Origin of the sequence: Burkholderia sp. 22088 (assembly GCF_052045915.1) — a bacterium.
Taxonomy (GTDB): Bacteria; Pseudomonadota; Gammaproteobacteria; order Burkholderiales; family Burkholderiaceae; genus Burkholderia; species Burkholderia cepacia.
In genome coordinates, this window is sequence record NZ_JBQEPY010000004.1 from 1 (window position 1) to 26,034 (window position 26,034).

General features: G+C 65.5%; 25 protein-coding genes, 2 tRNA genes and 1 pseudogene. 12 read left to right on the forward strand and 16 right to left on the reverse strand.

What is annotated here, in order from left to right; genetic code table 11:
* A pseudogene (locus ACTJLD_RS08310) lies at positions 1-119 on the forward strand (IS481 family transposase); the annotation flags it as partial.
* A 561-nt stretch (positions 120-680) separates the two neighbouring features.
* On the opposite strand, the gene ACTJLD_RS08315 reads toward ACTJLD_RS08310, so the two are convergent.
* Both ACTJLD_RS08315 and ACTJLD_RS08320 read right to left on the reverse strand, forming a co-directional pair.
* Positions 681-757: transfer RNA gene (locus tag ACTJLD_RS08315), tRNA-Arg, on the reverse strand.
* 180 nt (positions 758-937) lie between these two features.
* Positions 938-1,768, reverse strand: a complete 831-nt coding sequence (locus ACTJLD_RS08320; protein WP_021157259.1) for an undecaprenyl-diphosphate phosphatase — start codon at positions 1,766-1,768, stop codon at positions 938-940.
* A gap of 478 nt (positions 1,769-2,246) precedes the next feature.
* Between ACTJLD_RS08320 and ACTJLD_RS08325 the strand changes: the two genes are divergently transcribed.
* The 5 genes from ACTJLD_RS08325 (at position 2,247) to ACTJLD_RS08345 (ending at position 7,792) form a co-directional block, all read left to right on the forward strand.
* Entirely contained in the window at positions 2,247-3,158 is a 912-nt protein-coding gene (locus tag ACTJLD_RS08325; protein WP_440658529.1) for an aldose epimerase family protein, read from the forward strand.
* Between the two features lie 163 nt (positions 3,159-3,321).
* A complete protein-coding gene (locus ACTJLD_RS08330; RefSeq protein ID WP_027787858.1) occupies positions 3,322-4,023 on the forward strand; it encodes a peptidoglycan DD-metalloendopeptidase family protein in 702 nt (233 codons plus the stop codon).
* A 368-nt stretch (positions 4,024-4,391) separates the two neighbouring features.
* Positions 4,392-6,011 (forward strand): acyl-CoA synthetase, encoded by a 1,620-nt coding sequence (locus ACTJLD_RS08335; protein WP_440658531.1) that lies wholly within the window; start codon positions 4,392-4,394, stop codon positions 6,009-6,011.
* Positions 6,012-6,087: 76 nt separating this feature from the next.
* On the forward strand, positions 6,088-6,411 hold the full coding sequence (locus ACTJLD_RS08340) for a DUF2288 domain-containing protein (protein ID WP_027787860.1): 324 nt from the start codon (positions 6,088-6,090) through the stop codon (positions 6,409-6,411).
* A gap of 10 nt (positions 6,412-6,421) precedes the next feature.
* Positions 6,422-7,792 carry an MATE family efflux transporter gene (locus ACTJLD_RS08345; protein ID WP_027787861.1) on the forward strand — a complete coding sequence of 457 codons (1,371 nt, stop codon included), beginning with the start codon at positions 6,422-6,424 and terminating at the stop codon, positions 7,790-7,792.
* 49 nt (positions 7,793-7,841) lie between these two features.
* Here ACTJLD_RS08345 and ACTJLD_RS08350 read toward each other — a convergent pair whose 3' ends face one another.
* Positions 7,842-8,018, reverse strand: coding sequence for a hypothetical protein (locus tag ACTJLD_RS08350; RefSeq protein ID WP_091922310.1), 177 nt, complete (start codon positions 8,016-8,018; stop codon positions 7,842-7,844).
* 136 nt (positions 8,019-8,154) lie between these two features.
* On the opposite strand from ACTJLD_RS08350, the gene ACTJLD_RS08355 reads away from it, so the two are divergent.
* On the forward strand, positions 8,155-8,325 hold the full coding sequence (locus ACTJLD_RS08355; RefSeq protein WP_162922944.1) for a hypothetical protein: 171 nt from the start codon (positions 8,155-8,157) through the stop codon (positions 8,323-8,325).
* A 209-nt stretch (positions 8,326-8,534) separates the two neighbouring features.
* Here ACTJLD_RS08355 and ACTJLD_RS08360 read toward each other — a convergent pair whose 3' ends face one another.
* Together ACTJLD_RS08360 and sixA are read right to left on the reverse strand one after the other, a co-directional pair.
* On the reverse strand, positions 8,535-9,341 hold the full coding sequence (locus ACTJLD_RS08360; RefSeq protein ID WP_021157266.1) for a GNAT family N-acetyltransferase: 807 nt from the start codon (positions 9,339-9,341) through the stop codon (positions 8,535-8,537).
* Positions 9,342-9,511: 170 nt separating this feature from the next.
* Positions 9,512-9,973, reverse strand: a complete 462-nt coding sequence (gene sixA, locus ACTJLD_RS08365) for a phosphohistidine phosphatase SixA (RefSeq protein ID WP_027787862.1) — start codon at positions 9,971-9,973, stop codon at positions 9,512-9,514.
* Between the two features lie 161 nt (positions 9,974-10,134).
* On the opposite strand from sixA, the gene ACTJLD_RS08370 reads away from it, so the two are divergent.
* Positions 10,135-10,211 (forward strand) — tRNA-Pro (locus tag ACTJLD_RS08370).
* Positions 10,212-10,309: 98 nt separating this feature from the next.
* Here the strand turns inward: ACTJLD_RS08370 and ACTJLD_RS08375 are convergent.
* Positions 10,310-10,861: a hypothetical protein gene (locus ACTJLD_RS08375; protein ID WP_440658535.1), complete on the reverse strand. Its 552-nt coding sequence runs from the start codon at positions 10,859-10,861 to the stop codon at positions 10,310-10,312.
* Between the two features lie 187 nt (positions 10,862-11,048).
* On the opposite strand from ACTJLD_RS08375, the gene ACTJLD_RS08380 reads away from it, so the two are divergent.
* From ACTJLD_RS08380 to ACTJLD_RS08390, 3 genes are all read left to right on the forward strand, one after another.
* Positions 11,049-11,372 carry a hypothetical protein gene (locus ACTJLD_RS08380; protein WP_334011361.1) on the forward strand — a complete coding sequence of 108 codons (324 nt, stop codon included), beginning with the start codon at positions 11,049-11,051 and terminating at the stop codon, positions 11,370-11,372.
* A gap of 39 nt (positions 11,373-11,411) precedes the next feature.
* A complete protein-coding gene (locus tag ACTJLD_RS08385; protein WP_081072824.1) occupies positions 11,412-11,849 on the forward strand; it encodes a DUF3592 domain-containing protein in 438 nt (145 codons plus the stop codon).
* A gap of 178 nt (positions 11,850-12,027) precedes the next feature.
* Entirely contained in the window at positions 12,028-12,462 is a 435-nt protein-coding gene (locus tag ACTJLD_RS08390) for a hypothetical protein (protein WP_027787865.1), read from the forward strand.
* A gap of 80 nt (positions 12,463-12,542) precedes the next feature.
* Here the strand turns inward: ACTJLD_RS08390 and ppx are convergent, their stop codons facing one another.
* Positions 12,543-14,057: an exopolyphosphatase gene (gene ppx, locus ACTJLD_RS08395; RefSeq protein ID WP_027787866.1), complete on the reverse strand. Its 1,515-nt coding sequence runs from the start codon at positions 14,055-14,057 to the stop codon at positions 12,543-12,545.
* A gap of 277 nt (positions 14,058-14,334) precedes the next feature.
* Between ppx and ppk1 the strand changes: the two genes are divergently transcribed.
* A complete protein-coding gene (gene ppk1, locus ACTJLD_RS08400; protein WP_027787867.1) occupies positions 14,335-16,398 on the forward strand; it encodes a polyphosphate kinase 1 in 2,064 nt (687 codons plus the stop codon).
* Positions 16,399-16,533: 135 nt separating this feature from the next.
* Here ppk1 and phoR read toward each other — a convergent pair whose 3' ends face one another.
* The 9 genes from phoR to folP all read right to left on the reverse strand — a co-directional run bounded on the left by phoR (position 16,534) and on the right by folP (position 25,968).
* Entirely contained in the window at positions 16,534-17,853 is a 1,320-nt protein-coding gene (gene phoR / locus ACTJLD_RS08405; protein WP_440658537.1) for a phosphate regulon sensor histidine kinase PhoR, read from the reverse strand.
* Between the two features lie 57 nt (positions 17,854-17,910).
* Positions 17,911-18,612 (reverse strand): phosphate regulon transcriptional regulator PhoB, encoded by a 702-nt coding sequence (gene phoB, locus ACTJLD_RS08410; protein WP_027787869.1) that lies wholly within the window; start codon positions 18,610-18,612, stop codon positions 17,911-17,913.
* A gap of 32 nt (positions 18,613-18,644) precedes the next feature.
* Entirely contained in the window at positions 18,645-19,349 is a 705-nt protein-coding gene (phoU, locus tag ACTJLD_RS08415) for a phosphate signaling complex protein PhoU (RefSeq protein WP_027787870.1), read from the reverse strand.
* 18 nt (positions 19,350-19,367) lie between these two features.
* The gene (gene pstB / locus ACTJLD_RS08420) at positions 19,368-20,216 is read right to left on the reverse strand and encodes a phosphate ABC transporter ATP-binding protein PstB (protein ID WP_027787871.1); all 849 of its coding nucleotides are present in this window, start codon (positions 20,214-20,216) and stop codon (positions 19,368-19,370) included.
* Between the two features lie 15 nt (positions 20,217-20,231).
* Complete coding sequence (gene pstA / locus ACTJLD_RS08425; protein ID WP_027787872.1) at positions 20,232-21,125, reverse strand: phosphate ABC transporter permease PstA; 894 nt, start codon at positions 21,123-21,125, stop codon at positions 20,232-20,234.
* Complete coding sequence (gene pstC / locus ACTJLD_RS08430; protein ID WP_027787873.1) at positions 21,122-22,108, reverse strand: phosphate ABC transporter permease PstC; 987 nt, start codon at positions 22,106-22,108, stop codon at positions 21,122-21,124. Before pstC ends, pstA begins: the two co-directional genes overlap by 4 nt.
* 94 nt (positions 22,109-22,202) lie before the next feature.
* The gene (gene pstS, locus ACTJLD_RS08435; protein ID WP_027787874.1) at positions 22,203-23,237 is read right to left on the reverse strand and encodes a phosphate ABC transporter substrate-binding protein PstS; all 1,035 of its coding nucleotides are present in this window, start codon (positions 23,235-23,237) and stop codon (positions 22,203-22,205) included.
* Positions 23,238-23,690: 453 nt separating this feature from the next.
* Positions 23,691-25,046, reverse strand: a complete 1,356-nt coding sequence (glmM, locus tag ACTJLD_RS08440; protein WP_021163356.1) for a phosphoglucosamine mutase — start codon at positions 25,044-25,046, stop codon at positions 23,691-23,693.
* Between the two features lie 28 nt (positions 25,047-25,074).
* Positions 25,075-25,968 (reverse strand): dihydropteroate synthase, encoded by an 894-nt coding sequence (gene folP / locus ACTJLD_RS08445; protein WP_437266530.1) that lies wholly within the window; start codon positions 25,966-25,968, stop codon positions 25,075-25,077.
* Between the last annotated feature and the right edge of the window lie 66 nt (positions 25,969-26,034).

Consider the following 26,034-nt stretch of genomic DNA (forward strand, 5'->3'; position numbering starts at 1 on the left):
CCTTGGCGAGTTGGCAGCACCACTACAACTGGCATCGTGCCCATAGCGCCATCGGCGGCGTTGCGCCGATGGCCAGACTTCCCGCGTCGAGAAACAACCTCTTGACGCTTCACAGCTAGTCGAAGAAGCCAAGCAACAGGAGAAACAAGCCAAGCTCAGGCAGATCGCAGAAGCCGTCAAGGAGTACGGCATTACCGAAACAGAACTGCTACGGGCTGCCGGCTTCATCCAAGTTAAACGGCAGAGAGCACCGGCCATGTACTACGACCCGAACTCGGGAAATTCCTGGTCAGGCAACTTCGTGCTGAATTCGATAATTGCCTGCGGCGTCTTCTGTTGCGTCACACCTCCCCCCGTTCTGTTCTATCGTCGTCAGGCAGTCCATCTTGCCCTAGTATCCGAGGCTCGATCTTATCGCGCCACATACGCAGTAAGTCGAGTGGCTGTCGACGGTAATGCTACTCGCGATCCCTGCCAATTTCCGCCTCCCGGCAATCCAACACACTTCTCTCGCTGCAATACGCGCTCCGCGTGCTGATCGACGTCCATTTCATACGAGCTACTCTTACGATATGGATTGACTTGGATCCGCATTGAGAGCGAACACCTACATGACACCTACATGGATTTTTTTAAGACCGGAGATTAGCTTCGAAAAAAATCTAACCTATTGATTTCACTGGCCCGCCCTACACGACTCGAACGTGTGACCTACGGCTTAGAAGGCCGTTGCTCTATCCAGCTGAGCTAAGGGCGGTCGGGGAGAAAAGACACGGCCTGCACGAGCCGCATCTGACGCAAGACTTCGAGCACCGGCAAAACCGGCAAACCACAAACCAGACTCGAAGCCCCGAAACAAAACGGGCCCGGCATGAAGCCGAGCCCGAAATTATACCCGATCATCGCGTCACATCATGCGAGACCGGCCAACGCAGCCTCAGACCGGCTGCGGATGCAGCATGAACCAGCCGAGGCAGAACACGCCGGCGATCACGCAATACACGCCGAACGAAGCCAGCCGGCCACGCCCTTCGAAATAGCGCATCAGGAACCGCACGCTCAGGTACGCGGCGATCGCCGTCAGCACGCCGCCGAGCAGCGCATCGGCGAGCTGGTCGCGCGCATGGAACAGCTTCGGCAGTTCGAGCACGCCCGCCGCGAAGATGATCGGCGTACCGAGCAGGAACGAGAATTCCGCGGCCTTCTCCGCCGTCAGGCCCGCCGCATTGCCGGCGATCATCGTCAGCCCGCTGCGCGAGAAGCCCGGAATCAGCGCGCCGATCTGCGCGAGACCCACGAAGAACGCCTGCTTGAACGTCATCTTTTCGGGCGCCTGATGCGCGCGGCTACGCTGGATGCGATCGCCGAGCCACAGCAGCACGCCGTTCACGATCAGCGCGATCGCGACGATCCGCAGGTCGTGGAACACGCGTTCGATGCGCTTCTCGAGAAGCAGCCCGACGATGCCGGTCGGGATCGTACCGATGATGAGCGCCCACATCAGGTGCCCGTCGTCGTTCTTGCGGCCGCCGAGCTGCGCGAAGAAGCCGCCGATCAGCGCGATCCAGCGCGCGCGGAAGTACCACAGCAGCGCCAACGCGGTGCCGAGGTGCAGCGCAACGAGGAACGGCAGCAGTTGCGGTGCGTGCTTGTCGATGTGCATGCCGAACAGCGCCGGCACGAGCAGCGTATGGCCAAGGCTGCTGACGGGAAAGAGTTCGGTGACGCCCTGCAGGACGCTCAGGAATACCAGAAACCAGAGACTCACGCGTCGGTCCTTTTAATGAAGATTGAGCGGGAAGAGAAGCGGACGACGCGATGCGTGTCCGAAAAAACGCGCCCCGATTATGCCGAGCCCGGATTACTGCGCCAAGGCATTTGGCGGGATATTGCGGCAATGCACACAAACGCTTGCAACTTGTAAGCGCCCGGAAAGCAAAAAGCCCGCCATTTGCATGGCGGGCCTTTCGATTTCGGCAGGAATTGCCGTCAGCGGCCGAGCTGATAGAAAAATAATACCGTGCTGCCCGTGAACATGCCGAACAGTGCGAGTCCCATTGCCATTGCCAGATCCATGGCCCCCTCCACGAAGTGTCATGACCCGGCAACCTCACCGGTTTAGAGGCATTATCCCGACCGTTGACGGTCTTAAAAACTCGCGATTTCCCGAGAAGGGTTTTCCCCAAGCCGCCACGGCCCGATAATGGAGCGCGCCGTTCCCGTTCACCCGCCCAACCCGATTCGCCATGCCGACCTTCCAGCAACACGACATTCACGAACTTCACGCCGGCCCGTCGCTCGTCCGGGTCGCTCCGCAATTCGGCGGCCGCCTGCTGTCATGGGATGTCGACGGCGAACCGGTCATCTTCTGGCCGGAAACGGCCGACTGGAGCAACCTCGCGCGCGTGCGCGGCGGCAACCCGCTGCTGTTCCCGTTCCTCGGCCGTCACCGCGTCGACAGCGAGCTCGGCCGCTGGCGCGACGCCGCCGGCGTGATACGCGACCTGCCGATGCACGGCTTCGCGCGCGACCTGCCGTTCGCCGCGCAACCGTCGGCCGACGGCGCCGCGTTGTCGATGACGCTCGACGCGACCGACGCACTGCGCGCGAGCTACCCGTTCGATTTCCGGTTCGAAACGACCTACCGGCTGGCCGACTCGCACACGCTCGAAGTCGCGCTGACGACGACCAATCGCGGCGACACGCCGCTGCCCTACTACGCCGGTCACCATTTCTATTTCGCGCTGCCGCACGGCGAACGCGCGGAAACCACGCTCGAACTGCCGCCCACGCATCGCTGCGCGCAGCAGCCGGACGGTTCGATCAGCCCGCCCGAGCCGGGCGAAGCGCGCTATCGCCTCGACAACCAAGGGATCCTCGACCGCTTCCACTGCCTCGACGGCGTGCCGTCCACGCCGGTGCGCATCGTGATGCCGAGCCGGCGCCGCACGATCGAGATCGCACTCGACGTGCCGGGCTCGATCCCGTGGTACGCGGTCACGACCTGGACCGAAAAGCCGGATTCCGACTTCTATTGCGTCGAACCGTGGCTCGGCCTGCCGGACGCGATCCACAACGGCCTCGGGCTGCGCATGCTCGCGCCGGGCGCGACCGAAACGGCCACGCTGCGGATTCGCGTCCTCCCGCTCGCCGGCTGAAACGTGGGCCGAGACGCCGGCCACGCGGGCTGAGACGCTGGCCGAACCGGCGTCCGACGGCCCCCGGCAACGGCACAAACTGCGGTGCGCGGGTCGAACCCGTTAAAATCGGACGTTTTGTGTTGCCTGCCGCGTCACGAGCGGCAGGGTCTTGCGAGGTTCAATGTTCGGAACAACAACGAAGCGACTCTTCGCAGCCGCCTGCGCCGCCCTGCTCGTCGCGTGCGGCTCCGCGCCCGTCGGCCCCGGGTTCTATCGCGTCGAACGCGGCGATACGCTCTACAAGATCGCGCGCGACAACCGCACGTCGGTATCGAACATCGTGCGCTGGAACCAGATGACGAACCCCGATGCGATCGAAGTCGGCCAGGTGCTGCGCGTCGCGCCGCCGCCCGGCACGACCACCGCATCGACGCCGTCGACCACCGGCACCGGCAGTGCCGGCCGGGCCCGCCCCGCGCCTTCCGCACCGGTTGAATCGGCCGTCAAGCCGGCCACGAGCATCGCGCTGATCTGGCCGGCGGCCGGCAACGTGGTCCGCACGTTCGACGGCTCGAAATCGAAGGGGATCGACATCGCGAACTCGCCGGGCACGCCGGTGGTCGCGGCCGCGCCGGGTGTGGTGGTCTACGCGGGTAACGGGCTGCGCGGCTACGGCAACCTGATCATCCTCAAGCACAACGCCGACTACCTGACCGCCTACGCGCACAACCGTGCGCTGCTGGTGAAGGAAGGCCAGTCGGTCACGCAGGGGCAATCGATCGCCGAGATGGGCAACAGCGACAGCGATCGCGTCGCGCTGCATTTCGAATTGCGCTACGGCGGCCGGTCGATCGACCCGTCACGCTACCTGCCGGCGCGCTGAGCGCCCGACAGACGACACGCGACGCCGGCACGCATCGCGTGCCGTCGCGGTGAAAATCGGGAAAGGTGATGTCAGCGCTTGCGCAGACGTCCGGTGAAACGGCCGGACAACGGATCGACGCGACAAGCGAACGCTACCAGCACGCCGATTCCGATCAGGCTGAACCCCGCAGCTATCAGAAGCAAATCCATGGTCACACACTGATTTTTAAGTGATCTTATGCGTCATTGCGGAATCGTGCACTGAGCCGCAGCAATTGGACGAGTGCGAGGATTCCCTACCCTCAGGCGTCATTGTGGATTCCCCTGCGTGAAACCCTGATGTAAGCCGTTCGCCTGACACCACGCCGCCCCCCAGGAGACACTGCGATGCTGCCCGCCACCGACCGCTACGACGACCTGCTCTCCCGCTTCGCGTGGGACGTTCCGGCCCGCTACAACATCGGCGTGGACGTCTGCAACAAATGGGCGGACGGCAGCGGACGCCTCGCGCTGATCCACGAAACGGCGCAAGGCGACGTGTCCCGCATCACGTTCGACGACCTGAGGAATGCCTCTAACCGGCTCGCGAACAGCTTCGTGCGCGCCGGCCTGCGGCGCGGCGACCGCATCGGCATCTTTCTCGCGCAGGGCCCCGAAACGGCCATCGCGCACCTCGCCGCGTACAAGCTCGGCGCCATCGCGGTGCCGCTCTTCACGTTGTTCGGCGTCGATGCGCTCGAATACCGGCTCGCGAACAGCGAGGCGGCCGCGCTCGTTACCGATGCGGCCGGCTACGCGAAAATCGCATCGCTACGCGCGCAACTGCCGGCACTGCACACCATCTACTGCATCGGCGACGATGCGCCCGACGCTCCCGGCGTGCTGCGCTACGACACGGCGCTCGCCGCCGAGTCGCCCGACTTCGTGCCGGCCGATACGGCCGCCGACGATCCGGCGCTCATCATCTATACGTCCGGCACGACGGGCAAGCCGAAAGGCGCGCTGCACGCGCATCGCGTGCTACTTGGCCACCTGCCGGGCGTCGAGATGTCGCAGCAGTGCTTCCCGCGCGACGCGCGCCTGTTCTGGACACCCGCCGACTGGGCATGGATCGGCGGCCTGCTCGACGTGCTGCTGCCATCATGGCATCACGGCGTGCCCGTGCTCGCCCGTCGCTTCGAGAAATTCGACGGCGACGCCGCGTTCGCACTGATGGCCCGGCACGGCGTCACCCACGCGTTCCTGCCGCCCACCGCGCTGAAGCTGATGCGCACCGTCCCGGCACCGCGCGAACGCTACGCGCTGTCGCTGAAATCGGTCGCGAGCGGCGGGGAGACGCTCGGCACCGAACTGACGGCCTGGGGACGCGACGCGCTCGGCGTGACGATCAACGAGTTCTACGGGCAAACCGAGTGCAACATGGTGCTGTCGTCGTGCGCGGCGCTGTTCGATGCGCAGCCCGGCGCAATCGGCAAGGCGGTGCCCGGCCATGCGGTCGCGATCGTCGACGCGGACGGCACGCCGCTGCCGCCCGGCGTCGAAGGGCGCATCGCGGTGCGCCGCCCCGATCCGGTGATGTTCCTCGAGTACTGGCGCAACGCCGACGCGACCCGCGACAAGTTCGCGGGCGACTACCTGCTCACCGGCGATACAGGCATGATCGACGCCGACGGTTTCGTCCGCTTCGTCGGCCGCGACGACGACGTGATCACGAGCGCCGGCTACCGGATCGGCCCGGGCCCGATCGAGGACTGCCTGCTCACGCATCCGGCGGTGCGGATGGCGGCCGTCGTCGGCGTGCCCGACGCGACGCGTACCGAGATCGTCAAGGCGTTCATCGTGCTGAATCCCGGTCACGCCGGCGACGATGCGCTCGTTCAGGCACTGCAGGCGCACGTACGCACGCGCCTCGCCGCCCACGAGTATCCGCGCGCGATCGCGTTCGTCGACAGCCTGCCGATGACCCCGACCGGCAAGATCGTGCGCCGCGCGCTGCGCGACGCGTAAGCGGGCCGCCACCCGCGCCGCCCGCCCGGCCGGATGGTTTATAGTGGCGCCACCACGCAGTCTTTCCAAGAAAACGATGTCCTCTGATCACCACGCCGCCGCGGGCGCGTCGCACAGCCCGCTCTACGCCAAACTCCTCGGCGAAACCGCCAAGATCGACTGGTGCGATCTCGAACGCTTCTTCGCGCAGGGCAAGCTGCTGTCCGTTGCGCGCGACCTCGATCTCGTCAGCGTCGCGGAAGCGGTTGCCGACGACGACGCCGAACAGGTCACGCGCTGGCTGTCCGCGGGCCTCGTCGCGCGCATGCCGGCCGAAACCGCCGCCGATTACGCGGCGCGCAACCCGGAGCTGTGGGCAGTCGTCGTCTCGCCGTGGGTGTGCGTGCAGGAACGCGCCTGACGCGTCCGCCATGTCCGAATCCGCGTTACCGCACGGGGCCGGCACGGGCTCGGCCACCGTCACGCACCGGCGCGTCCTCGCACTCGCGTTTCCGATCGTCCTGGCGAACCTGACCCAGCCGATCCTCGGCGCCGTCGACACGGCCGTCGCCGGCCACCTCGACGGCGCGCAGTATCTCGGCGGCGTCGCGCTCGGCGGGCTGTTCTTCAATTTCGTGTTCTGGGGATTCGGTTTCCTGCGAATGGGGACGACCGGTCTCGTCGCGCAGGCGCACGGTGCCGGCGACACCACCGGGATCCGCCTGAACGTGCTGCGCGCGTTGATCGTCGCGTTCGCGCTCGGCGCCGCGGTGCTGGCGCTGCAGGTGCCGCTGCTGTCGTTTGCGCTGTCGGCGCTCGGCGGCAGCGATGCCGTCCGCGCGACGGCGCTGTCCTACAGCCACGCGCGGATCTGGAGCGCACCGTTCGCGCTCGCGAACTACGTCGTGCTCGGCTACCTGCTCGGGGTGCAGCGCGTGCGGCTCGCGCTCGTCGCGCAGGTGTTCATCAATGCGGTCAACATCGGCGCCGTCCTGCTCTACGTGTATGGCTTCGGCTGGGGCATTGCCGGCATCGGCGCCGCGACGGCCACGGCAGACGCATGCGGCTTCGCGCTCGGTGCATGGATGCTGTGGCGGCTACGGCCGCGCGGCCTTGCGCCGATCGCGGTACGTGCACTCGCCGACCGCGTCGCACTCAAGCGGCTGATCGCGCTCAATCGCGACATCTTCCTGCGCACGCTGTGCCTGCTCGGCGCATTCGGCTGGTTCGCGCACCTCGGTGCGAAACAGGGCGATGCGACGCTCGCGGCAAACGCGCTGCTGCTGAATTTCCAGACGTTCATGGCGTACGGCCTCGACGGCTTCGCGCATGCGGCCGAGGCACTCGTCGGCGCGGCGGCCGGCGCACGCGACCGCGGTGCCTTCCGGCAGGCCGTGCGCGTCACCCTGCTCTGGTCGGCGCTCGGCGCGCTGCTGTTCGCGCTGGTGTACTGGGCCGCCGGCGGCTGGATCGTCGCGCGCCTGACCGATCAGGCCGAGATCCGCGAGGTTGCGCTGCGCTACCTGCCGTGGGCCGCGATTTCACCGATCGTGTCGGTCTGGGGCTTCCTGCTCGACGGCGTCTTCATCGGTGCGACGCAGACACAATCGCTGATGCGCGCAATGGTCGCGTCGCTCTCGATCTTCGTTGTCGCCGCACTCGCCGCCGTCGGCACCTTCGGCAATCACGGCCTCTGGTTCGCGCTGCTGCTGTTCATGGCCGCGCGCGGCGCGACGCTGGCGCGCTACCTGCCGGGGCTGTTGCGGCGCATCGGCACCGATACACCCGCGGCCCGCGCCTGATGGCGCGCCGAACCGGCCCTAAGCGGGTCCGAGCGGCCGTAAACATCCGTTACTGCGCCGGTTTGGGCGGCGGTGCATCGAGCATCGTCGGCGGCGTCATGTCGGTCGGCACGCCGTGATAGTCGGCCGGATCTTCCGGCGGATGGCCGCGACGGGCCTGATGAGGATCGCTGGTACAGGCAGCGAGAAAAGATGCGGCCAGCACGGCCAGCATGAAACGGGTCATCGGGTAAGGCTCCGGAAATCGGCGCGCCCATCGCACGCCGGGACCGCGCCGAGTCTAGCGGAAATCCTGCTTCGGAGTCGCGCCGCGCATGTCCTACTATGTACGCATGGCGCTGTGCCGTGGAAAGGAGGCTGCCATGTCGTCTGAGGAAATTGCCGGCCTGATCGGCCTGTTCATCGGCCTGATGGTGTTCGTCGCCCTGTCGTTCTTCGAGTCGCGCGAATACAAGCGCAGCCATGGCGGCGAAGGGATCATCCATCACTGGATGGCCGAACACCACCTGCTCGACTGGCGGCGCAAGCACTAAGCGCGCCGCTGCCGTCCGGCCCTCCCCCGGGCCGTTCCCGAACGTGCCGTCCCACGGCACGGCGGTGATCGCGTATCGCCGAAATTAACGGGGCCCGATTCACACACGTTGATCAAATGGACGAACGCCGTCGCGCGGCTCATGCCGCACGACGGCGTTCGCGTGCACGCGTCCGAACCCGCAGGCGGGCGCAACGCGGTTCAGAAGGCTCAGCCCAGGAAATGGCGGGCGTAGCGCGCGTTGATGTCGGACAGACGGAACAGCGTCAGGAAATCCGCGCAGTTGAAGTCGGGATCCCAGGCCGGCGCACCGCAGATCTTCGCGCCGAGACGCAGGTAACCCTTGATCAGCGGCGGCGGCGCCACGACGGTGCCCGTCTGCAATTCGTCGACCGGCAGGGCCGTATGCGGGAACGCACGATACTCGGGCGCCGTCAGCGAACCTGCCGACAGCGACTGGTACAGGTTCGCCGCATAGTGACCGCCGTCGGCCATCGACACGCTCGCGCAGCCGAGCATCGTCTCGTAGCCGTTCTGCATCATGTACGTGCCGAGACCACCCCACAGCGCCATGATGACGGCGCCGCTGCGGTAGTCGCTGTGCACGCACGAGCGGCCGACCTCGACCATCTTGCCGCGCAGGTGCGTGAGGCGCGACAGGTCGAATTCGCCTTCGGCGTACAGGCGGCCGACACGCGCCGCCTGGTGCGGCGGCAGCACGCGATACGTGCCGACGACCTTCAGGGTGTCGAGATCGCGAACCAGCAGGTGGTCGCAGTACGCATCGAACGGATCGACGTCGAGACCGGAGGGGCCGCTGACCTGCGCGCCCATCTCTTCGGCGAACACGCTGTAACGCAGGCGCTGGGCTTCGCGCAATTCGTCTTCCGTACGCGCCCACGCGGCGCGCAGGCGATACTCCGATGTGACGGTTTCAGCAGCGCGCGGCAGGAGGCGCCGCGACGTGTCGAGGGGCAGCGAGGCAAAAGGGAGCGTAGGCGTCGGCAGTTCTCGCATTAGGCTTTCCTGATCGTAAGGAATAGGACGACATGCCCGCCAATGTAGTAATCGGCCGTGACCGTTATGTGGCACGACCGTGTCCTTTCAATGACGTGTCGCCGAATTGACTTTAGCAGAAAGCTTGCGAAACCGTATGACGAAACCCTTCAAAGCGCTTCAGGCGGGCCTCACACCAGGTCGGGCGTCAATACTGCCCGCAGCACGGCCTGCCGGCTGCCGTCGCGCGTGCGGCTCGCGAGCCACACGATTCCGCCCTTCTTGACGCTCCAGCTGTCGTCGCCGCCGGCGATCAGTTGCGCGGCGACGCTGCCGAGCGTCGGCTGGTGGCCGACGATCACGACCGTCGGCGCGATGCCGTCCGGCCAGCCGGCCGCCGCCAGCACGTCGTCGACGCTGCCGCCCGGCGCGAGCGCCTCGACCGTCCGGTACTGGTCGGTCAGCGCCTCGACGGTTTGTACGGTGCGGGCCGCCGGGCTCGCGAGGATCACGGTGTTCGTCTCGAGCCGGCCACGCAGCCACTTGGCCATCGCCTGCGCGTCCTTGCGGCCGCGGACGGTCAACTGCCGCGCGAGATCGCTCGTCGCGTAGTCTTCGGCTTCGGCGTGGCGCCACAGGATCAGGTTCATCATGATGTTCTCCTTGCTTCGGCGGGCGGCCCCGCGCCCATGCGTGCGGGCCGGCCGATTACCGTGCGAATTGTCGCAAATTGCGGCTCGTTCGCCGCCGCGGCATTTACCCGCATATAGGGATTGACCGGATCAGCCATTCAAAGATAGAATCTTTGGCTCGTCGGAGCGTAGCGCAGCCTGGTAGCGCATCTGATTTGGGATCAGAGGGTCGAAGGTTCGAATCCTTTCGCTCCGACCACCGGAATCAAGGGGGTTACAACACGAAGTGTTGTAACCCCTTTTCCATTTCTGGCCCGTGAAAGATCCCGGACAACCGCCGCATTTCGCGCCACGCAGTCACTCGATCCGCACGAGATCACGCGTCGCGACCGGCAGTCGATCGGCAGGCGTGCTTTCCGATGGCCGCCCTTTCGATCCGGAATATCTATAAACCAGATACTTCCCCTCCGTCTCGCCGCCTTCGTTGGGGATGATCACCCACATCTCCCGACGCCCCGAATACAGCCACCGCGGAAGCGCCTTCTCCGCGAAATAGATCCGCTCTTCGACATGCGTGACCGGATTCAGCCGGATTGCGACGCCCTTCAGGTAAGGCGATCCGTAGTTCAGTACGAAGACGAGGGTCTTGCCGACGCACCTAGACAACGCAATCCTGCCCACGAAATCGGTCTCCGGCATGTCAAGGAACGCGCGCCCGGTCTTGTGCCCCCGCCGCACGAACAGCGCATCGCCGTCCAACCCATGCGAGCGGGCGTCGAGCGCAATGCGGCTCCCGTCCGCCAGCGGGCAGGAAAGCACCTGACGCAGGACACCGGCCTCATCGATTCCCGGCGTCGCGCCGAACGTCGCTGTCGCCACCGATAAAAGACCGACGGCGAGCGCTTTCATTCGACCGTTACCGGTCAGTTGCGTCGCGAATCGACTCATTGAGATGCAGCATCGCGGGTTATCCACTTCGGTACGCTCGTACGAATCACCTTTTCCCAGGGACAAACCGGCGCCTCAACGGGGCCAACTCGAACCCGTAGCGGTACCATTATCGGCGCCCCAATGCCAAACCGGAGTTTCGTCGACCATGCCGACATCCCTGTCGTCCCTGCAACTGCCCGAAGGCCTCGGCACCATCGGGAATCTGGCTGTCGAGTTCGTCGAGGATGAACGGAAAACATTCGAGATGTGGATGCTCGAAACGGACCTACCTTTCGACGAAGCCGTGTCGCGGTTGTCAGCCTTCGTCAAGCGCCATTTCGGCGGCGACGAGCGGGCCTCGTCCGCCGACCGCTTCGGCTTCCGCAGCTGGGCGGCCTCCTGGTCCCGCGAGAGACAGGAGATCTCGGCCCAGCTCACCGGCACCAACGACGGCAGCTCGGGTTACCTCCGCAATGCGTACGATGCGTGAATGAACACACTTGCCCCCCCTACACCATCCGGACCTCGCATGACAGCCTCCTCGACTGATCGCCCGGCAAAACCGGCGATGAATATCGCGACCGTCATCGCCATGATCATCGGCGCCGCCGTACTCGCTTTCTGCGTCGTGCAGGCCTACCGGACGACGGTCTTCCTTTCGCACGCCTCTCGAGCGCCCGGTGTAGTCGTCAAGTCGAGCGGACACCCGACCATACGCTTCGAAACGGCCCAGGGCCAGCGCATCGAGTTCGTACAGAACGGCGGCATGGACGGTCCGCCCGGAACTGTCGTGCAGGTCGCGTACGACCCCGCCGCGCCCGCGGAAACGGCCCGGGCCGCCACGTTCCTCGCGATATGGGGCGATGTGCTGTGGGGATTGCCGGCAGGCCTCGGCTTTCTTGTCCTGCCACTGTTCGGCGCACGGTTCGTGCTCACCGGGCGGTACGGGAACGCGATAAGCCGTTAAGCGGCGACGCACGGATTCATACGATGCCCGGGCATTCGCGGCAAGTCCGGACGCTTTCGTCATCGATCACGCTTGCGAAGGTCACGAATCGAACGAGGTGGCCGGCCTCGCCGCCGCAACCCGGATACGACACTTCCGGGAACACGCGATAATGCGCGTGGACAACCTGCATCCGCGCATGACAAACAACATTCTCAAGACCGCCCTGTGCGCATCGCTGCTCGCGCTTGCGACCGCCGGCACCGCATCGGCCAAGGCACTCGACGACGCACTCGACTGCCACTCGACCGGGCACAAGTTCGTCGCGCCGCTGCTCGCAGCCGGCGATATCCAGTCGGAGCCGATGCACGTCGAATCGAACTCGGTCAATGCATTCCGCACGAGCCACTCGCTGACCGCATACGGCTTCGGCGTCTACGTCGTGCTCGGCTACCAGGCGAACGACCCGATCTTCCGCACCGGCGACGGCACGCCGATCGGCGACTGGGCCTATGGCGTCGTGGTGCGCGGCACGAAAAGCGCGGTGGAAGAAGCCGTGCGCAAGGCCGGCAGCGACGCGACCGTCAGGCAGGCGTTTCCGTTCCTGACCGCGATCGTCTGCTCGTCGGACTGAGCGACCGTCAGGACGATCATGCGGCAATCCTGAGGGCGGCAAGCCAGCCTGCCGCCCGTCCCGGCCCCGCTATCGGCCTTTTACGCGCCCGTATACACCACGCGATACGGGATTCCGACCTTCTCCCATTCCGCCGCCTCCTGGCTGAGGCTGTAGTCGGTCAGCGGGTTCTGCTCGACCCACGCGCTCGGCAGGCGCACTTCATACCCGCCCTTCTTCATCTGCGAAACGGAAATGTCGGGCAGCCCCGCGTCGGTTCGGCGTCGGCACAGCAGCGCCGCGAGGCGCAGGCAGAACAGCAGCGGCCACTCGACTTCGCGGGCCTGCGACAGCTTGCCGAGCTTGCCCGCATGACCGAGCACCAGCGCGGCGAGCCGCGCCTGGTCGGTGCGCGAAAAACCCGGCATGTCCGCGTTGCTCGCGATATAGGCCGAATGCTTGTGATACGCGCTGTGCGAGATCGACAGGCCGATCTCGTGCAACGCGGCCGCCCAGCCGAGGAACATCCGCCCTTCCTCGCGCGCTTCGTCGTCGGCTTCCTCGAGTTCGTCGTAGAAACGACCCGCCAGCGCGCCGATCCGCTCGGCCTGCGCACGATCGACACCGTAGCGGCGCGTAAAGCCCTCGACGGTCACCGCGCGCATGTCCTCGTGCTGCGTCCGGCCGAGCAGGTCGTACAGCACTCCGAGGCGCAGCGCGCCGTCGGTCGTATCGACGTAGTCGACCCCGAGTTCCTCGAACACCGCGAGCATGATCGCGAGGCCGCCCGCGAGCACCGGCACGCGGTCGGGTTTCAGCGCGATCAGCTTCAGCCGGTTGACGTTCTCCGATTTGATCAGCGCACGCTTCAGGCGCTCGAGGCCGCCGCGCGAAATGCCGTGCGTGATGCCCGGATCGTTGAAGCCGTTCGCCTCGACGAGTTCCGCGAGCGCACGCGCGGTGCCGGACGAACCGATCGCCTGGTCCCAGCCGGCCTTCTTGTACTCGCTCGAAATGATCTGGATCTCGCGCTTGGCCGCGAGTTCGGCCTGCCGCATCGTGTATTCGTCGACGTTGCCGGCAGGGAAGAAGGCCCGGCTGTGACTTACGCAGCCGATGTAAAGGCTCTCCATCACGATCGGCGTGTAGTGCGAGCCGATGATGAATTCGGTGGAGCCGCCGCCGATGTCGACGACGAGCCGCTTGCCGGCGCTCGCCGGCACCGAGTGCGCGGCGCCCGCGTAGATCAGGCGCGCTTCTTCGCGGCCTGCAATCACTTCGATCGGAAAACCGAGCGCCGCTTCCGCCTCGCCGAGAAACTCGCCCGCATTCTTCGCGACGCGCAGCGTGTTGGTGGCCACCGCGCGCACATGATCGGGATGGAAATCGCGCAGGCGCTCGCCGAACCGCTTGAGCGCCTCCCAGCCACGCTCCTGCGACGCGCGATCGAGCATCTTGTCGCTCGACAGGCCCGCGGCCAGCCGGACGGGCTCGCGCAGCGCATCGACGGGATAGATCTGGCTGCCCGCCGGCGTTTCCTCGACGCGTCCGACGATCAGCCGGAAGCTGTTCGAGCCGAGATCCACGGCAGCCAGCAAGTGGGGGGTTGTAACCATCAGAGGGGCTCCGTGCGCGTTCGCCCGCGGCAGCCGGTGCGACAGCCTTGGGCGATCAATCAAAGGCGACATTTTAAGCGTGGAACGCTTGCCGTTGCCACGCTTCACGGGCATGCATACTGCTCGTTTGCATATCGTCGAAACATTTATGGGACGAAACGATTACAGCGTAGAATTTCCCGATATAAATACATCATTGTCATCAGCACGTCATCGTACCGTGAGAGTTTCCGAGCGTCCTTTCGAATCATCGCCCGAATCCCCCCCTACTCTGCCGATGTCCGTCCGTTATCCGCTTCTCAATCGTGAACTCGGCATCCTCGGTTTCAACGAGCGCGTGCTGGCCCAGGCAGCCGATCCGCAAGTCCCGTTGCTCGAGCGCCTCCGCTTCATCTGCATCACCAGCAGCAACCTCGACGAATTCTTCGAAGTCCGGATGGCCGGCCTTCAGGAGCAGATCCGCGACAACCCCGGCGCCCTGACGCCCGACGGCATGTCGTTACAACATGCTTACGATCTCGTGGTCGAACGCGCGCAGCGGCTCGTTCATCGACAGTACACGATGCTGCACGAAACCGTGCTGCCCGCGCTCGAGCAGGAAGGCATCTACTTCCATGCGAGCGACACGTGGAACGACGAGCAGCTCGAATGGGCGCGGCACTACTTCCTCGACGAGCTGCTGCCCGTGCTGACGCCGATCGGCCTCGATCCCGCCCACCCGTTCCCGCGGGTGCTGAACAAGAGCCTGAACTTCGTCGTCGAGCTCGAAGGCCGCGACGCATTCGGCCGTCAGGCCGTGATGGGCATCGTGCAGGCGCCGCGCGCGCTGCCGCGCGTCGTACGCATGCCGCACGCGCTGTCGGGTTTCGAGCACGGCTTCGTGCTGCTGAGCTCGTTCATGCAGCGCTTCGTCGGCGAACTCTTCCCGCAACTCGTCGTGAAGAGCTGCAACCAGTTCCGTATCACGCGCAACAGCGAACTGTTCGTCGACGAAGACGAGATCACGAACCTGCGCGTCGCGCTGCAGGGCGAACTGCCCGCGCGCCACCTCGGCAACGCGGTGCGCCTCGAGGTGTCGGCGGACACGCCGCCGCACATCGTGCGACGCCTGCTCGACGAAAGCGAGCTCGGCGACAAGGACTGCTATCGCGTGGCCGGATCGGTGAACCTCGTGCGGCTGATGCAGATTCCCGATCTCGTCGACCGACCCGACCTGAAGTTCACGCCGTTCACCGCGTCGACTCCCGCCGCGATCACGAACGCGCCGACGATGTTCGACGCGATCGACAACGGCGACATCCTGCTGCACCACCCGTACGAGAGCTTCCAGCCGGTGCTCGAACTGCTGCAGCAGGCCGCGAAGGACCCGAGCGTCGTCGCGATCAAGCAGACGATCTACCGCACCGGCACCGATTCGCCGCTGATGGACGCGCTGATGGAAGCCGCGCGCAACGGCAAGGAAGTGACCGTCGTCGTCGAACTGCTCGCGCGCTTCGACGAGGAAACCAACATCAACTGGGCGTCGCAGCTCGAGGCCGTCGGCGCGCATGTCGTGTACGGCGTGGTCGGCCACAAGTGCCACGCGAAGATGATGCTGATCGTGCGGCGCGTCGTGCAGGGCGGCAAGGCGTCGCTGCGCCGCTACGTGCACCTCGGCACCGGCAACTACCATCCGCGCACGGCACGCCTCTACACCGACTTCGGGCTGATGACGGCCGACCAGAAGATCTGCGAGGACGTCCATCACGTGTTCCAGCAACTGACCGGCATCGGCGGCGAACTCACGCTGCACGAGCTGTGGCAGTCGCCGTTCACGCTGCATCCGCGCATCATCGACTCGATCCGCGCGGAGATCGACAATGCGCGTGCCGGCAAGCGCGCGCGCGTCGTCGCGAAGATGAACGCGTTGCTGGAACCGACGGTGATCGCCGCGCTGTACGAAGCGTCGCAGGCCGGCGTCAAGGTCGACCTGATCGTGCGTGGTGTCTGCGCGCTGAAGCCCGGCGTGCCGGGGCTGTCGGAAAACATCACCGTGCGCTCGATCGTCGGCCGCTTCCTCGAGCACCACCGGATCTACTATTTCCACGCGAACGGTGCCGAGGATGTCTATCTGTCGAGCGCCGACTGGATGGACCGCAACCTGTTCCGCCGCGTCGAAGTCGCGTTCCCGATCCGCGATCGCAAGCTCAAGCGGCGCGTGCTGGCCGAAGGGCTGTCGGTGTGCCTCGGCGACAACCAGTCGGCATGGCAGATGCACAGCGACGGCCACTACCGCCGGCGCCGCGCCGGCAAGACGATCCGCAACGCGCAACTCGGGCTGCTCGCGAAGTTCTGCTCGTGAACCGGCAACGCGGCGCGAGTTGCGCGCCGCGCACCAGCGTCGCCAACGAAAAAGCGCAGCCCGCGGGCTGCGCTTTTTCGTTGCGGATCCGGCATGCCGCCGCTCGCAAAACGAGCGACGGATGCCGTTACGCGATCATGCCTCGTACGTGGCCGGCCGGATCGCGATGACGCGCGAACCCGGGAACCGCGCGGTGAACGTGCTGCCGCGCCCTTCCTCGCTCTGCACGTACAGGTGTGCGTCATGCCGCTGCAGCACGTGCTTGACGATCGCGAGCCCGAGCCCCGTGCCGCCCGTGTCGCGCGAACGGCTACGGTCGACGCGATAGAAGCGCTCGGTGAGCCGCGGCAGGTCGGCGGCCGGAATCCCGAAGCCGCTGTCCGTGACGGAAAACACGCCTTGCGCGCCTTCGCGCCGCCACGTCACGACGATCTTCCCGCCGTCCGGCGTATAGCGGATCGCGTTCGTGACGAGATTCGCGAATGCGCTGAACAGTTCCGTCTGCGCGCCGGTGACGCCGAGCGTCTCGTCGATCGAGAACGCGATGTCGTGATGCCCGCTCGACAGCGTCTGCGCGTCCTCCTTCAGGTGGTCGAACACGGCGCGCATGTCGATCGCGCGATCGACCGGCGGCTTGCTTTCGCCCTCCAGCTTCGCGAGCACCAGCAAGTCGGTCACGATGTGCCGCATCCGCGACGCCTGCTGCTCCATCATCTCGAGATAGCGCGCGCGGTCTTCCTCGTTCAGCGGCAGCTCGCGCATCGTCTCGAGAAAGCCCGACAGCACGGTGAGCGGCGTCTTCAGTTCGTGCGACACGTTCGCGACGAAGTCGCGCCGCATCGCGTCGGTCCGCTCGAGCTCGGTGATGTCCTGCGTGAGCAGCAGCTTGCGGTTCTCGCCGTACGGAAACACCTGCACTTCCAGCACGTTCTGCCGCGAGTCGCCCATGCCCCGCATCACGAGCGTCTCGTCGTAATGCTGCGCGTTCAGGTAGCGGACGAAATCGGGATGGCGTACCAGGTTGGTGATGTGCTGGCGCAGGTCGCGCTTCGCATCCAGGCCGAAATGAACCTCGGCGATCGCGTTGCACCACTCGATCTGGTCGTGATCGTCGAGCATCGCGACGCCGTTTGGCGACGCCTGGATCGCCTGGATGAAGCGCGAATGCTGCTGCTCGACCTGCCGCACCTGCGCATGCCACTGCTTCGCGAGCTTGTGCAGACGATAGTAGATCTCGCCCCAGATGCCCGGCGCGCTCGGCACTTCACCGTAGACCGGCGCATCGAGCAGCCGCCACAGACGCTGCGTATGAAAGGTACTGAAAAAGCCCTGCGCGACCAGCATCACGACGACGAACACGAGGCCCGCGGTCGGGCCGGCGAACACGCCGACCAATACGCCGATCAGCACGAGCAGCACGAGCGACACCAGAAAGCGCGCCCAGATGATGTTCATGATTCAGCGCCCGAAAGAATGAACGGCATGCCGTGGCACACGGCAGGCCCGAATACGTTACGCGTGCTTGGCGAGCCGGTAGCCGCTGCCGCGCACGGTCTCGATCATCGCATCGCAACCGGCCGGTTTCAAGGCCGCGCGCAATCGTTTGATGTGCACGTCGACGGTCCGCTCCTCGACGAACACGTGGTCGCCCCACACCTGATCGAGCAGTTGCGTGCGACTGTGCACGCGCTCCGGATGCGTCATGAAGAAATGCAGCAGGCGGAACTCGGTCGGGCCGAGATCGAGCTTGATCTCGCTGCCTTCCGCATGCGCGGCGACCCGATGCGTGGCCGGGTCGAGGCGCAGCCCGTTGATCGACACGACGTCCTCGGTCAGTTGCGGCGCACGGCGGCGCAGCACGGCCTTGATCCGCGCCATCAGTTCCTTCGGCGAGAACGGCTTCGTCACGTAGTCGTCCGCGCCGATTTCGAGGCCGAGCACCTTGTCCTGCTCGTCGCCGCGGGCGGTGAGCATGATGATCGGGATGTGCTTGGTCCGTTCGTTGTTGCGCAGGTCGCGCGCGAACGCGATACCGGATTTGCCCGGCAGCATCCAGTCGAGCAGCACGAGATCGGGCAGCACGTCGCTGATCAGGTTCTGCGCCTGTTCGGCGTTGTACGCACGAATCGGGCAGTGACCGGCGTGCTGGAGATTCACCGAGATCAGTTCGGAAATCGCGGGCTCATCTTCAACGACGAGAATGTTGCTGGGCATCGGCACCTCTTTTTTCCCCTGTACGGAGTCGATTAACTGTTGGCTTCGCGATCGAGCGTGTCGCGCGGCTGGTGCCGCACGTCCGTGCCCTTCACGATGTAGATGATGAATTCGGCGATGTTCTTCGCGTGGTCGCCGATCCGCTCGATCGCCTTCGCGATGAACAGGTATTCGAGGCCGACCGAGATCGTGCGCGGATCTTCCTGCATGTACGACACGAGCTTGCGCACGAACGCACGGAATTCCAGGTCGATCTCCTTGTCGTCCTTGACGATCTGCGCGGCGGCCACCGTATCGAGACGCGCGAACGCGTCGAGCGCACGGCGCAGGATCGTCACGGCCATCTCACCCGACACCTTGATCTCGGCGATGTTGACCGCACGCGCGGCCGGCTCGTCGACCAGGCGGCGCACGCGTTTGGCGATCTTCTCGGCCTCGTCGCCTGCGCGCTCGAGGTTCGTAATCGTTTTCGAAATCGACATCAAAAGACGCAGGTCACGCGCGGCAGGCTGCCTCCGCGCGATGATGTTGCCGCACTCCTGGTCGATGTCGACTTCCATCGCGTTCAGCGTTTCCTCGGCCGCGATCACCTTCTCGGCCGTATCGCGATCGAACTCGTTCAGCGCGTGCATCGCGCCGACGATCTGCGACTCGACGAGCCCGCCCATTTCCAGCACTTTCGACGACACGGCATTGAGGTCCGCGTCGAACTGGCTCGACAGATGTTTATCCGACATGGCTGTTGTTCTCCGTCATCAACCGAAACGGCCGGTGATGTAGTCTTCCGTTTCCTTGCGCACCGGCTTGATGAAGATCTTTTCGGTCTCGCCGAATTCGATCAGCTCGCCCAGGTACATGTAGGCCGTGAAATCCGAGCAGCGCGCCGCCTGCTGCATGTTGTGCGTGACGATCACGACCGTGTAGTCGCTCTTCAGCTCCGCGATCAGCTCTTCGATGCGGCCGGTCGAGATCGGGTCGAGCGCCGAGCACGGTTCGTCGAGCAGCAGCACTTCCGGACGGATCGCGATGCCGCGCGCGATGCACAGACGCTGCTGCTGGCCGCCCGAGAGGCCGTAGCCGCTCTGGCTCAGCTTGTCCTTCACTTCGTTCCACAGCGCGGCCTTCGTGAGCGCCCACTCGACGCGGTCGTCCATTTCCGAGCGCGTGAGCTTTTCGAACATCTTCACGCCGAACGCGATGTTGTCGTAGATCGACATCGGGAACGGGGTCGGCTTCTGGAACACCATGCCGATACGTGCGCGCAGCAGCGAGATGTCGCGCTTCGTCGTCAGCAGGTTCTCGCCGTCCATCAGGATTTCGCCTTCGGCGCGCTGCTCCGGATAGAGCGCGAACATCTTGTTGAACGTGCGCAGCAGCGTCGACTTGCCGCAGCCCGACGGGCCGATGAACGCCGTCACCTTCCCTTCGGGAATGCTCAGGTTGATGTTCTTCAGCGCATGAAACTTGTTGTAGAAGAAGTTGAGGTTGTTGACCTCGATCTTCGCGTTCAGCGGCTCGAGCGGACGGCCGTGCGCCGCTTCGTGCGTGCCGGCCGGCGCAGCGGTGCGCTCGACAGGATTCAGGTGGCTTTCTGCCATATTCATCGGATTGCTCCGCCGTTACTTTTTCGAGAAGATCGTGCGCGCCAGGATGTTGAGTCCGAGCACACCGAGCGTAATCAGGAACACACCCGCCCATGCGAGCGCCTGCCATTCCGCGAACGGGCTCATCGCGAACTTGTAGATCGTGACGGGCAGGTTCGCCATCGGCTGGCTCATGTCCCACGAGAAGAACTGGTTCGACAGCGCGGTGAACAGCAGCGGCGCCGTTTCGCCTGCGATCCGCGCGACCGCGAGCAGCACGCCCGTCACGATCCCGCCGACCGATGCGCGCAGCGTGATCTTCAGCACCATGCGCCACTTCGGCGTGCCGAGCGCGAAGGCCGCTTCGCGCAGCGCGTTCGGCACGAGCTTCAGCATGTTCTCCGTCGTACGGATCACGATCGGAATCTGCAGCAGCGCAAGCGCGATCACGCCGGCCCAGCCCGAGAAGCGCCCCGACTTCGCGACGACGATCGCATACACGAACAGGCCGATGACGATCGACGGCGCCGACAGCAGGATGTCGTTGATGAAGCGGATCGTGCTCGCCAGCAGGTTCTTCTGGCCGTATTCGGCGAGATAGACGCCCGCGAGAATGCCGATCGGCGTGCCGACCAGCGTGCCGAAACCGCACAGCAGCAGGCTGCCGACGATCGCGTTGGCGAGACCGCCGCCTTCCGTGTTCGGTGCCGGCGTCGATTCCGTGAACAGTTGCAGCGACAGGCCGCTGACGCCGAGATGCACCGTCGTGTAGAGAATCCACACGAGCCACAGCAGCCCGAAGGCCATCGCGCCGAGCGACGCGGCCAGCGCGATCGCGTTGACGGCCTTGCGCTTGCGCTGCAGGCGGTTGCGCATCGCGTCGAGCACGGCGCCGTCCGGCCCCGGGAAATTCATGATGGGCTCGCTCATTTCTTGCCCTCTCCCTTCTCGAGACGAAGCAGCAGCAGTTTGGAGATGGACAGCACGATGAACGTGATCAGGAACAGGATCAGGCCCAGCTCCATCAGCGCGGACGTATGCAGGCCCGGTTGCGCTTCCGCGAATTCGTTGGCCAGCGCCGACGTGATGCTGTTGCCCGGTGCGAACAGCGACACGCTGTCGAGCAGGTTCGTGTTGCCGATCACGAAGGTCACGGCCATCGTCTCGCCGAGTGCACGGCCGAGGCCGAGCATCACGCCGCCGATCACGCCGGTCTTCGTATAGGGCAGCACGACCTTCCACATCACTTCCCAGGTCGTGCAGCCGATCCCGTATGCCGACTCCTTCAGCAGCACCGGCGTGACTTCGAACACGTCACGCATCACCGATGCGATGTACGGGATGATCATGATCGCGAGGATCACGCCGGCGGCAAGGATGCCGATACCGATCGGCGGGCCGGCGGTCAGCGGGCCGATAATCCAGACGTCCTTGAACAGGCGGCCGATCGGCTTCTGGAAGTATTCCGCGAAGATCGGCGCGAACACGAGCAGGCCCCACATGCCGTACACGATCGACGGAATCGCGGCGAGCAGCTCGATGGCGATGCCGAGCGGGCGGCGCAGCCACACGGGCGACAGCTCGGTGAGGAACAGCGCGATGCCGAAGCTGACCGGCACGGCGATAACGAGCGCGATGATCGACGTCACGATCGTGCCGTAGATCGGCACGAGCGCGCCGTAGAGGTCCGAGTTGGGATCCCACTCGGATTGCCACAGGAAGCCGAGGCCGAACTTCTGGATGGTCGGCATCGACGCGATGATCAGGGAAACGATGATCCCGCCGAGCAGCAGCAGGGTCACGATGGCGGCGAGCCGTGCAAGACCGCCGAATACGACATCCCCGAGGCGGCTCGGCGCGCGTTGCTGCGCAACGTCGGCGGACCGTGAGGACGTATAGGAAATATCAGACATGGGTGCCTGCTTTTGATTGCCGGGCGCCGTAACGCCCGGCTTTACCGCACACACTGCCCGACCGGCACGGCCGGGCAGCGAACCGCTGCAATGCTTACTCTGCGGCGACCGGCTTGCCCGAAGCGTCCGTCACCTTGACCTTCCACTGCTTGCGGATTTCCGCTTCGACTGCCGGCGGCAGCGAGATGTAGTCGAGGCTGTCGGCAGCCTTCTCGCCGTTCTTGAACGCCCAGCTGAAGAACTTCAGCGTTTCCGCGCCCTGCTCCGGCTTTTCCTGCTTCGCGTGCAGCAGGACGAACGTCGCGCCGACGACCGGCCAGGCTTCCTTGCCCGGCTGGTTCGTCAGGATCTGGTAGAACGACTTCGACCAGTTCGCGCCTGCAGCAGCGGCCTTGAACGTTTCGGTCTTCGGCTCGACCACCGTGCCCGTCGAGTTCTTCAGGGCCGTGTAGATCATGTTGTTCTTCTTCGCGTACGCCCACTCGACGTAGCCGATCGCGCCCGGCAGGCGCTGCACGAAGGCCGCGACGCCGTCGTTGCCCTTGCCGCCCGTGCCCGTCGGCCAGTTGACCGTCGTGCCTTCGCCGATCTTCGATTTCCACTCGTCGTTGACCTTCGACAGGTAGTTCGTCCAGATGAAGCTCGTACCCGAGCCGTCAGCGCGGCGGACCACGGCGATGTCCGTGTCCGGCAGCTTGACCTTCGGGTTCAGCGCGGCGATCGCCGGGTCGTTCCACTTCTTGATCTTGCCGAGGTAGATGTCGCCGAGCACCGGGCCCGACAGCGTCAGTTCGCCGGCCTTCACGCCCGGCACGTTGACGACCGGCACCACGCCGCCGACCACCGTCGGAAACTGGAACAGGCCTTCCTTCGCGAGCTCGTCATCCTTCAGCGGAGCGTCCGAGCCGGCAAAATCGACCGTCTTCGCGATAATCTGCTTCAGGCCGCCCGACGAACCGATACCTTGGTAGTTGACCTTCGCGCCGCCGGTCTGCTGGTAGTCAGCAGCCCATTTCGTATAGATCGGCATCGCGAACGTGCTACCTGCGCCCGTGATGTCGGCAGCGTGGGCGGCGACGGCGAAAAGCGCGCCAGCCAGGCCGGCAATCGCGGTTTGCATCAATTTCATGAGACCTCCAGTGTGTGAGCGGATGACTACGGCACCGCGAAGGTTAGGGGCTCCTCATGACGGTAATGTGACAATCGATGAAACTGGCGTGACAGTAACATGACTGGTTGAAAGGGAGTAACAGGGTCGGCGCGCGTGGCACACAGACGGCGCCGGAGGGGCGATGGCGGCAGGAATTGCCGGCCCGGAAGGGACAGGATGACGCCCCGTTTCTCACTGTGCGGCGGGATCGCAGCGCCGCGTCGGTGGTACGAAAAGCCTCCGCCGGCGGCTGGCCCGATCTCGGGGTCGGACGATTTTTCGTCCGGGGAATGCGGCAGTCGATACGCGTTACTTATAGGTATCGCAAACCTTTGCGTCTGACGAAATCGCGGCGCCCCGAAGGCGCCGCATGCCGGTTCAACGGAACGCCGGCGCGCGGGCGTCTGACCGCCCTCGCACCGGGCCCGCGCGTCAGGCCGTCGCCGCGCGCACCGCGTCGGCGATCGTCTCCGCATGGCGGACCGCGTCGGCCGCTTGCTGCGCTTCGACCATCACGCGCAACACGGGCTCGGTACCCGATGCGCGGATCAGCACGCGGCCGCTGCCGGCGAGCGCGGCTTCGGCTGCGTCGATCGCTGCACGAATCGACGTGCTGCCCTTCCAGTCGGCACCTGGCTTCATCCGCACGTTGATCAGCTTCTGCGGAAACAGCGTGACGCCGTCGAGCATCTGCGCGAGGGTCTGGCCGCTGCGCTTCAGCGCAGCCAGCACGAGCAGCGCCGACACGATGCCGTCGCCGGTCGAGTGGCGATCGAGCGACAGGATGTGGCCCGAGCCTTCCGCGCCAAGTTGCCAGCCGTGCTCGCGCAACTGCTCGAGCACGTAGCGATCCCCGACCGCCGCCCGCACGAACTTCACGCCCGCGCGCTGCAGCGCGACTTCGACGGCGAGATTCGTCATCAGCGTGCCGACCGCGCCCTCCACCTTGCCGTCGGTCGCGATCCGGTCCTTCACGAGCACGTAGAGCAGCTCGTCGCCGTTGTACAGGCGACCGGTCGCGTCGACGACCTGCAGGCGGTCCGCATCGCCGTCGAGTGCAATGCCGAGATCGGCGTGGTTCGCGCGCACCGCGCGCACCAGCGCGTCCGGCGCGGTCGCGCCGACGCCGTCGTTGATGTTGAAGCCGTTCGGCGCGACGCCGATCGGGATCACGTCCGCGCCGAGTTCGTGGAACACGTGCGGCGCGATCTGGTACGCGGCACCGTGCGCGCAGTCGATCACGAGCTTCAGCCCGCGCAGGTCGAACGCGGCCGGGAACGTGCTCTTGCAGAATTCGATGTAGCGGCCGGCCGCATCGTCGAGGCGGCGAGCCTTGCCGAGACCGTCGGACGATGCGCATTCGAGCGGCTTGTCGAGCCATGCTTCGATCGCGGCTTCGGTGTCGTCCGGCAGCTTGTTGCCGTCAGCGGAGAAAAACTTGATCCCGTTGTCGCGATACGGATTGTGCGACGCGCTGATCACGACGCCCGCCGACAGGCGCAGCGCGCGCGTCAGGTAGGCGACCCCTGGCGTCGGCATCGGGCCGGCCAGCATCACGTCGACACCCGCCGCCGAGAACCCTGCCTCGAGCGCGGCTTCGAGCATGTAGCCCGACACGCGCGTGTCCTTGCCGATCAGCACGGTCGGCCGCGAGCCGGCCGCGCCATCGGCCGAGCTGGCCAGTACCTTGCCGGCCGCGTAGCCGAGACGCAACACGAAATCCGGCGTGATGGGCGCCTCGCCCACCGTGCCGCGAATGCCGTCCGTGCCGAAATATCGACGTCCCATAGCGAATCTTCCTCCTTCGTCTTCTGACTTATCGTTGCCGCGCGGCTTCGCGCACGGCATTCCAGACTTTCAACGCATCGACCGTCGCCGCGACATCGTGCACGCGCACGATCGCCGCCCCACGCTCGACCGCGCACAATGCGGCCGCCACGCTCGCCGCGACGCGCTCCATCGGCGGTTTGCCGCCGATCACCGCGCCGAGCATCGACTTGCGCGACATGCCTGCGAGTATCGGATACGCGCGCCCGTCGGGCCGCGCGGGCGCCGTTTCCGGCAGTGCGGCCAGGAGTGCATAGTTGTCGTCGACGACCGCCTTGCCGAACCCGAAACCGGGATCGACGCAGATCCGCTCCGGCGCAATCCCCGCGTCGCGCAGTGCCTGCGCGCGCGCGGCGAGAAAATCGCGCACGTCGGTCACGACGTCACCGTAATCGGGTTCGCCGACCTGCATCGTTTGCGGCTCACCGAGCATGTGCATTGCACACAGCCCGCAGTTTCCCTCGCGCACCGCGTCGATCGCGCCCGGCTGGCGGAACCCCCAGATGTCGTTGATCAGGTCGGCGCCTGCGGCCAGCGCCGCGCGCATCACGGCCGGCTTGTAGGTATCGATCGACAGCGGCACGTTCAACGGACGCAGCGCTTCAACGAGCGGGATCACGCGCGCGAGTTCCTCGTCGAGCGGCACCGGCGGCGCGCCGGGGCGCGTCGATTCGCCGCCGATATCGAGAAGATCGGCGCCTTCGGCAATCATCCGCTCGGCCTGGCGCAGCGCATCGTCGCGCGCGAGGAAGCGGCCGCCGTCGGAGAACGAATCGGGCGTGGCGTTGAGAATGCCCATCACGAGCGGGCGCTCGAACGTCAGTTCGAAGCGGCCGCACCGGAGTGGCGCGGGAATTGGGGGGGAAACAGCGGAATCGGACACGGGCAACTGGCGTGAATGAATGCAAAACGGGCCGGTGTGAAGACACACCAGCCCGTGAACGGTGCT